Source organism: Chitinivibrionales bacterium, assembly GCA_014728215.1.
In the GTDB taxonomy this organism is placed as follows: Bacteria; Fibrobacterota; Chitinivibrionia; order Chitinivibrionales; family WJKA01; genus WJKA01.
Genome location: WJLZ01000122.1, coordinates 1 through 8,973, shown reverse-complemented (window position 1 = coordinate 8,973; position 8,973 = coordinate 1). Strand labels below are relative to the sequence as shown.

At 47.5% G+C, this 8,973-nt stretch carries 6 protein-coding genes; 3 read left to right on the top strand and 3 right to left on the bottom strand.

All coding sequences use genetic code 11. The features are described 5' to 3' along the window. Positions 1-275 precede the first annotated feature (275 nt). The 3 genes from GF401_09870 to GF401_09860 are packed head-to-tail and all read right to left on the bottom strand — an operon-like array spanning position 276 to position 4,576. Complete coding sequence (locus GF401_09870; protein ID MBD3345355.1) at positions 276-1,748, bottom strand: hypothetical protein; 1,473 nt, start codon at positions 1,746-1,748, stop codon at positions 276-278. Position 1,749: 1 nt separating this feature from the next. Then, positions 1,750-2,502 carry a hypothetical protein gene (locus GF401_09865; protein ID MBD3345354.1) on the bottom strand — a complete coding sequence of 251 codons (753 nt, stop codon included), beginning with the start codon at positions 2,500-2,502 and terminating at the stop codon, positions 1,750-1,752. Positions 2,503-2,539: 37 nt separating this feature from the next. Further along, the gene (locus tag GF401_09860; GenBank protein ID MBD3345353.1) at positions 2,540-4,576 is read right to left on the bottom strand and encodes a hypothetical protein; all 2,037 of its coding nucleotides are present in this window, start codon (positions 4,574-4,576) and stop codon (positions 2,540-2,542) included. 438 nt (positions 4,577-5,014) lie between these two features. On the opposite strand from GF401_09860, the gene GF401_09855 reads away from it, so the two are divergent. From GF401_09855 to GF401_09845, 3 genes are all read left to right on the top strand, one after another. Continuing rightward, on the top strand, positions 5,015-5,863 hold the full coding sequence (locus tag GF401_09855) for a helix-turn-helix domain-containing protein (GenBank protein MBD3345352.1): 849 nt from the start codon (positions 5,015-5,017) through the stop codon (positions 5,861-5,863). A gap of 296 nt (positions 5,864-6,159) precedes the next feature. After that, positions 6,160-6,870: a hypothetical protein gene (locus GF401_09850; GenBank protein ID MBD3345351.1), complete on the top strand. Its 711-nt coding sequence runs from the start codon at positions 6,160-6,162 to the stop codon at positions 6,868-6,870. 102 nt (positions 6,871-6,972) lie between these two features. After that, positions 6,973-8,973: hypothetical protein (locus tag GF401_09845; GenBank protein ID MBD3345350.1), on the top strand; the 2,001-nt coding region annotated here is incomplete at its 3' end.

Sequence of the window (8,973 nt, the reverse complement as noted above, 5' to 3'; positions counted from 1 at the left end):
GGCTTTGTCGGTCAGACTCATGGAGCCCAGCATCGAGTCGATACGCTGCTGCAGGGCCGGAGTGAGCTTGGGAATCATGCCATGGTCCTCTGTTGAATACTGATTAGTTGTTTTTATGTAATTTAATAAGAAATAGATTAAATTTGCTCTCAACTGTGTTTAGATTTTTCTCAAAATAGTATAAGCATAAGAACCGGTACCTGCGTTTGCACTTTGCGAGGTTGGGGAGACAGATAAAATATAAACGTGGCCGCTCTATGAATCCCGGCAATGAATTACGGAAGAACATGTTTGCGGATTATTGTCGATCCGTCAAACGCCTCCGCAGAAATCACAACAATTCCGCTCGCTCCGGACTGAGGCAGCATAAATAAGTGCCCTCCGCTACGCTGCAAACCGGTAATCAGTCGTCCATTCGAACTGAATACGGACACCCGCTTTAATCCCGATGCAGCCGATACGGTACGTCCTTGTATGTTTATGGTGCAAATTCCTTTTGAGACTACGGGTTGGTTAATGTGGTTACTCCTTCCCAGCCAGCCGGGTTCTTCGATGAAATCCGACGGCACCTCTATCCATAAACCGGGAAATATAAAACTGGCATCCGAGTCAAATGCGGTAGTATCGGTTGACTGAATGAGATCGGTGTAGCTTGAATCTTTCAAATTAATGAGTGTGATTCGCTCACGGCGTTCCACCGGAATCAAAAATGAAATGGCAGGATCCAGATACCGCCGGCGGTTTAGGATACTTGTAACTGCAAAGTATGGATGGTTTGACCATTCAGGATAACTCCACTCCCTTCCGATAATCTCGCCATTGCCTGCAGTTGCAGTATCGGCAGTCTGCGGGGCCGAGGGAATATCATAGTAGCGAAGAATGGTTGCGTCACTTTTCGAAATGAAAAGCCGCGTATGAAAATCCCACGGTCCTATAGCAGAGGTGCATTGACACTGGGCATACATAAGCCCGAAATCTACATACATGATCGCATCGGTGATAATCCGGGAGCTGCTCATTGAAGCGTTGCAGGTCTGTACCGTGTGCTGCAGCATTTGGCCGGTTGCGCTGGAACGTACCTGAAACGAATGGACTTCATACGGTACTTTTGACTGGTCCTGAAGATCCAGAATATGTGCGTAGGCATTATTCTCGGCGCTGCCGAGGTAGCGCTCATCGTAAGAGATGCCGCCGAAATACGAGCCGCCGTTGAACACCACTGTCTCACCGGATTCCACCGCACCATCGATTATTTTTTTTGCAGCAACTATCCCAGCCCCATCCCACGCATAACTTTTATTGTCGAGATGGTATCCTGCGGTGCTGTAGATCACGGTGGGGGTATCGAGCCTGCTGCGCATGAAACGCGGCACAAATCCATTGTCGGATTGCGACACCTGCATGGGTTGCCCATCATGGGCGAGGCGACATACCCAGGCGGTGCTTGGACTCAAGGTGGCGCCGTCCTGGGTGGTCTGCGTGGCATACGTCACCCAGTTGCCGTCGGGAGAGATTACCGGAATTGCAGCATCGGTAACAGCGGCAATTTTCCGTATCGAGGGCGCATTTTCCGTAAAATCAACGTAATACATGCTCCGGTTCCAGATAAAGACCAGCTTGACATTCGATGTACCGCATTCATCAACAAGCTGCTTGTGCGTGACGGCTATCACTGCGGGGATCTGACCAAAGCACCATGCAGCTACCCCCGCTGTCAGGAGCATAGTACAGATTACAGCCTTTTTCATATTATTTTCCTAGCGTCGATTTTATTGCTGCAATTGCATTTGGATTGATCCTGCGGCCGCCTGGATCAAATGCTTCACCCTGAGCATTGCATATTACCAGTCCAGTCCGGGCAACGGCAACAGTCAGTGCACCGGGGACTTTGGCGATGGAAACCGAAACAGGCCCCGGAGCATCGGCAGTAACTGCCTGCCCTTTGCTGAAGCTCTGTGGTCCTCCCGGACGTTGCTGTGAATAATCGACATTAAACGAAACATCAGAGTAAAGCGCAGTACCACTTTCGTAGGAGCGCATATACACTCTAACTCCGTTAAGTCCATTTGAAATATAGCTGTCTTTCATCCACCAGTATTGCTTCTCCGAGCCGTTGGCATTGCCGCTGCATTCGGATCCCAACTGGACACCGGTAACATTGATACATTTGCAGGTTGTGGAAACAACCCATGGGTATTCGAAAAAATACTGCGAATTTGCCGGTATGGACCCGTTCATTGTGCACTCGCGATTCCAGGGATCTGCATGTCCGACACGGGGATAATTATTATAATTCATTCCTTCAACCGCAAGCTTACATTCCAGCTCACCTTTCTGATTGTTCTTTGTTGTCCATTTGATCCACACGGTATCACCGAGGTAAAAAGTCGTGTTCTGATCGGGATAAAGTATTTCGCTGACAATGTTCTGCGACTGCAGCGGCAGGCTTGCAAAGAAAACCAGCGCCAGGTACAGATGTTTTTCCTTCAATTTTTTCATCATGACTCCTCCTATAGGTAATAGTTTATTGATGATTCTACTATTTGGTTTTGATCTCCGATATTCTGATACAATGTATTCCCCGCGCGATATTTGCCTGATCGATTTTTCGTATTTCCGTAGAATTGAACGATGCAATCACCTGGCCGCGAACATTGAATATTTCTACATAGGCCGATGCAGTGGGAAGGAGTCGCGCAATGTCATTGCCATTGACCAGTGCCGTTTTCATTTGATCGACCGTCTTCACTGCGGCGCGAGTATGTGCGAGAGTGCTTGCGGTAGCCTGTCCGCAGCCGCTCTTGCCGCTGCCACCGTATTCAATCGGGAAATCGCAGTTCAGGCCTATTTTGTCATACTCCATCTTTGTACGGTCAAAACCCGCTTGCCAGCTTACATTTTCTGAAGAACTCGGAGATCCGCCGGCATAGGGTTCGTCGACATTATCCCCTATTTCAATATTTGTAAATACTGATCCTCCTGATTCATCCATATAGATTCCCCGAGCAGTCTTTGCCACCCAATTGGTCTCAGAGGCGCCGCTGCTCTTAAGCGGCGCCTGACAGTAATCAACATATATCTGATTGTATATCGGCGTTCCTCCCTGCTGAAAAGCTTCAATAGCACCGCCTTCACCACTGTCAAGATTACTGTACTGAAGATCGAGGTAGGCAAACGTATTATCAGCCGCAAAAGCTTTGAACCGCGGCTCATCGAGCCCGGTAGAATAGGGCTTCATCGTTACCAGATAGCGCTGGCTGTAATAAATCTCGCAATAGGATACCTCATTATTATTTGAATTATGAAAAATGGTTCCGGACCCGTGACATACCTGCTGGGCTACATGATGAATTCTGCAGTTGGTGATTACATTGTATTTGCTTACATCACGGTCGGGCGTATCATTTGAAATCTGCACCCCGTAAATTCCCATATTTTTAATCAGGCACCCTTCAACTCTGTTGTGCTGTGCATATCCCATCATTACAATACCGCAGGTACCCGAATTGCTCAAATGACAATTTTTAAAGGTAATATGCTCGGTATTCCTCATATACACCATGCCATCCTGCGGTTCTTCACTGACAAACATCAGGGAATCTTCGAAATCGGAAGCCTCTATATGAAGTCCTTCAAATACAATGTTGCGAACGACATTTTGCTCCGATGATCCGATCACTGTAATAAGTCGTTTCCATTTCGGTGCAATTATTTCCTGGGCGGCAATCTCACCATCCATAGCCTGGTAATACAAGGTGTTTTCGGATACATCCAGGTGGAATTCCCCCGGAGCGTCAAGAAGAGCCAGAATGCCCTGGACAATATACCGGCTCCCGCTTTCAGTGTTTTCCCTGCTTATAAACCATGGAGTTTCAGGTGCGATAAGAATTTCATTCCCGGCAGCGTTGATACCAACGATATCATGTATCTGTCCTGCCCATGAAGCTCTGTCCGGTGCGGTGCAGTAAACTTCCGCATCAGCGATATCCCATCCGCTCGGATCGAAGTCTCCGGGACGGTAATACATCCGGTCCGCAGGCTTGGGAACCTCTCTCCAATCCGAAACACCCGGCCAGGCTCCGGCACGGAAATAATCGCCCCGGCAGAGGAAGTAGACCTTATCACTGAAATCTGCCTGGTTTGGTGTGCGCGCTTTCCAGGCTCGTTTGCTGTTTTCGTATAAAGTATTGAAATTCCAGTTTACCGATGTTTTATAAATGCTGCCTGAGTGCTGAACCCAGTTCGTTATCCGCTCACCACCGATAATCCGTGCGCTCCCGAGGCCATCAGCATTTTTAAAGATAACTCTAAATCCGTTTGTACCCGAATGCGCCTCGGTAAGCTCCAGCGGACTGGTAAGGTAGTAAGTGCCCGCTTTCACATAAACAATGATATCGCCGGTCATGTTCCCGCTTATCGCTGCGACCTTTTCAGCCGCCTCATTGATAGTTGCCAGCGGCTGACTTTCTGTGCCGTCATTGGCATCGCTTCCATTGGGCGCAACATAAAACGATTGCTGAATGCCGGCATAAGCAAGGCAAAAGCAAAACAGGGATATGATTATTGATCTGGACATTGGTAATCCCCCCTTCGGGTAACAGCTTTTTGATTATAATGCATGCTTTTTTGAATATTTTTCTGTTATTATGTTTATTTTTTTCTTATATTTTTTCACAAATCAATTTATTTAGCTCATATTTTCCATTTTCCACCAAATTAGCTTATTAGGGGAGGGGCTAATTAGAAGTATAATAATCGTTTTCTGAGGCAATATCAACACATTTTTTATTACACAGGTAACCTACTGTTATATTTTATTGCATTTATCTGGTCAATACATTTAAATTATTATCATTATGTTTCATTAATTCTCATTGTCAGATTGTTCATATGCAATATTCCTCAAATCGCATAACCTTTTGGCCGCCGACAATTATTTGCTTCTTCCTTGCCCTTCATTACATTATTTTATACATTATTTATAGAATTATGCTCGCCGAATGGGTTGTGAAAAATGAAAGAATCCGACGCAGTAAAAGACACCTTTTTTGTTGAATACCTCCATAATCTGAAACGGACATTGCCGGGCATTCCCCCGGTATTTGCAATCGGTCATATCCCGCAAAAAACCCATACAGTCGACCGAATCTGGCCTATTGGTGATGTTTCCTTTTCTTTTGTTACAGAAGGTAATGGTTTTATAGAAATCGACCGAAAACGACAGGAGGTGCAGGCGCCCTTTGTCCTGCTTGAAGTTCCCGGGTTCCATTATACCTACGGCCCCGATGATCACTGGAAAGAGACCTATATCCGCTATGTCATGACAAAAAAGGATATCTTTGCTCGCTGGGGCCTGAAAAGAAAAGATGATCTCATCTGGACAATACATAATCTTCCGACAACAACCATGTACCTTGAGTTGCTGCTCAAGCTGAGTTCAAAGCTTTTTATCCCGGGGGTTACAGACAAGATAGACCGTCATGCGGAAATGGCGATAATCGAAAGCCGCATCGCCGAGCACGAGCATCGTTTGACCGATGCGGAAAAGCGGATCCGTGAATCCGAGCAGTATATCCGGGACCATTATCAGGAACCGTTCAATCTGGAAAAACTGGCCTCGGAGTATGGTTTTTCCCTAGCCGGCTTTTTCAGGCACTGGAATAAATGCTTTTTCTCCACCCCGGCCAAGTTTATAACGAGTCTCCGGCTGGACAAAGCATCCCGCATGCTCACCCAGACCCGGGTCGATGTCAAGGAGATCGCCAACTATGTGGGAATCGATAATCCCCGCCACTTTGCCACCCTGTTCCGGAAGCGATTCGGGATTTCACCGACCGAGTACCGGAAGCGGTATACGCAATAAGGCAGAGGAAGTGGAGGCATTTTGGAGGTCGGCATTCTTTATCGCCCTGGTCCTCCACATTGTCTTCGATTCCTGAATAAGGAAAAGGGATTAGTTTCTGTATTCGAGCAAAACATGCCTTTGACGCGTATATGTCTATTGGTATAAGGGCACTCTGCTTTTATACAGAGCCCTGTATAACCTGGATGTATACACTTTTATTATTTTTATTGAACCGGTCCAGGCAATTATTACAGGTGAAAATGCACTATGCTTCGAATTGCCGGAGGATACCGTCGGGATTTCATCCATTTTAAATGCAAAAGGCCTTGCTTGTGAAAAAGATACAGTGTGTGACCTATCCTCGCAGCGGCCATCATTTATTAGCCGATCTGCTTATCTGCTATTATGCAAAAGATCCCCGGACATCGCTGAGCAGTCATGATCATTTCATAGCGGTTAACCGATTTCAATATTGCGAATATTTCAATCACTGCAAAACCGTTCCCTGCACCGATCACGAAACGACCTACCAAAAAAACCACGACATGCACCTGGATCAACCGGTTAATCCGGACTATAACTACATAATTCAATATCGCAATCCGCTTGAATCGCTGGTATCTTTTTTTACCGTAAGTTCGGTCGAACATTCATGGATAAAGGATGAAGGTGTTGAATCCTGGCAGAAGTTTTCAGAAGAGAATATTGTTTACTGGAAACAATTTGCGGAAAAGTGGCTTTCCCGAAAACAGCCGTTGAAAGCGCTGTATGTTAACTATGGCGACTTGCTGGCAAATCCTTCACAAAAACTGCAGGAAGTCATAGACTATCTCGAACCGGGGGCGCCAATTGATACTGTCTTAATCGATGCAATCGTAGATTCTAAACGAATTCACAAAAGAAACCATATTGCCGATTTCAAATATTTCGATTCATCTTTCTTTTCCTGTCTGGCAAAGAAAGTCGCGGGTGAGCTTGATGCTATCGGATTGACCGCAGAAGTCAATCAGAGTATTTTGCGGTAGCCGAATTCCTCAGCTTGCGCAAATTCGCTTCTGATATCGTGCTAAGGCCGGTGGTGTTTTTATGCTGATTACGATAAATTCCATATATAATAATTCCGGGTAATGAACGCAAACAATTTCAGACCAAAAACAGCAGGTTGCTTATTACACTCGATAATGCATCACAATAATCCATTCGGCGCGAAATTCGCGACTCAGATTCTACAGGAGGCAGCTATGAGATTATCAAAAATAAAAGTTCTCTGGCTTATTACGGCAGCATGCGCTGTGTCGTTTGCGCAAGATAATTACATGGAGCATGAGCTTCGCTACCAGGCGATTGTCAATGAATATCTGATTCCACCCGCACCGCTTGAGTACCAGCATGAAGGCGGCATGACCCAGTGTCGCAATGGCGACTTGATCAATGTATGGCAGGCATCGCATGAGGAATGGAAACAATGGGGCTTTGCCATGATGAGCCGTTTTGATGGTGAAAAATGGCAACAGCATCCTCAGGTGCTCGATGACGGTGAGAACAACTATATGCCGGTTCCATTCCAGCCGAAGAAAGACGGCGCTCCCCTGATTGTATATCTCCATTTGAACGGCCATTATATGGCAACCGAAACCTGGGTGCGCAGCTCAATCGATAACGGCTATACCTGGTCCGACCGTCAACTTACCTATACCAGCAATGACGGTTTGTTTGCGGGAAGAAACGGCAGTGTTGGGGCAGCTTTGCTGACTGCACCGCTCGAGTTGCCCGGTGGAGACCTGCTGAGTAATCATGTAACAAGATATACCAACACTCTGTATCAGGGATATATGGTCCGCATTCCGGGTAATAATATAACCGGCAATGAACCGGATGGCGATGCCTGGACCGTATCGACATTCGGCACCAATTCTCAGGAATTTATTCCCGGCCCTATCATGCCGCTGACCAGCAACGGAAACTACGATTATTCTCAATTGGCCTGCCATATCGGCTGGCCGCAGGGAATCGGCAATGTAACATACTCTACCGACGGCGGTACTAGCTGGGGCGACTATGTTGACTGCAACGCAGAGGGAGCAAGCCATGTGCATGGGACCGTTCTTGACGTCGATGGCGGGCCGCTGAAGGGATGGCATGTAATGGCCCGGACCGGCGGCATGTGGAGCGGGCGGCCGCGCGTGTTTGTCAATATCAGTCCTGATGGCATCAATTGGACAACAGCCCTGAAAATCGGAGAAAAGCACGGCAATGCCGGATTTCCCGAACGGGCTGCGCAGCATTGTATTCAGACAGAGGACCGAATGCTTCATGTTGGTGTCACCGGCCGCGGCGGTAAAGGAGTCTGGCATGTCGTGATCGATCCGGATGCACTCATTAACAACACCACACCTGCCGGCCCGGGTGTTGTGAATATCTGTGGCCCCTACCGTGAAGTACCCGAATCATTTGCCGATCAGGGCGGCGTGCCCATTACAGTCATGCGGACCGGCGGTAAAGACGGCCCTGCATCGGTTTCCCTGCGGACCGTTGACGGCTCCGCTGAAGCGGGCACTGATTACACCGCAACGACACATACATTTACCTGGGCCGACGGCGAAGATGGCGGACAGACAATACTGATTCCTGTTATAGATGACTCCGATCCTGAAGGATATGAGCATTTTGTGATTGAGCTTCATGATGCATCGGGGGCACAACTGGGCGGCGCGGCACAGATGCGGTGCCGCATAAACGATGATCGCGGCGGCGACCACAACCCGGGCGGCATCATTAACTTTACGCATGAAGAATTTTTCTCGCACGAAAACTGCATTACCGGAACCCTCTACCCGGTTGTAGCTCGTCGACGGTGGACCGGTAACACCGGCAATGTAACTGTAACGTACGCTACCAAAGATGGTACTGCTAAAGCCGGTGAAGATTATCAGGCGGTTTCCGGTATATTGGAAATAAACGACAAATATTCCGGCGAATGGGAAATTAATGTCCCGCTTATTGATGATAACGTGGCGGAGGGAGAAGAAACCTTTTCGATTGAGTTAACAGAAATAACATCCGACAGCGACGCAGTGATTGGCACGATCCGGGAAGCGGTCTGCAAAATAATCGATAATGAGAGCGGC

Coding starts and splice junctions, on each gene's coding strand:
- GF401_09860 (MBD3345353.1), bottom strand. CDS start 4,576: ATGTCCAGATCAATAATCATATCCCTGTTTTGCTTTTGCCTTGCTTAT.
- GF401_09865 (MBD3345354.1), bottom strand. CDS start 2,502: ATGATGAAAAAATTGAAGGAAAAACATCTGTACCTGGCGCTGGTTTTC.
- GF401_09870 (MBD3345355.1), bottom strand. CDS start 1,748: ATGAAAAAGGCTGTAATCTGTACTATGCTCCTGACAGCGGGGGTAGCT.
- GF401_09855 (MBD3345352.1), top strand. CDS start 5,015: ATGAAAGAATCCGACGCAGTAAAAGACACCTTTTTTGTTGAATACCTC.
- GF401_09850 (MBD3345351.1), top strand. CDS start 6,160: ATGCAAAAGGCCTTGCTTGTGAAAAAGATACAGTGTGTGACCTATCCT.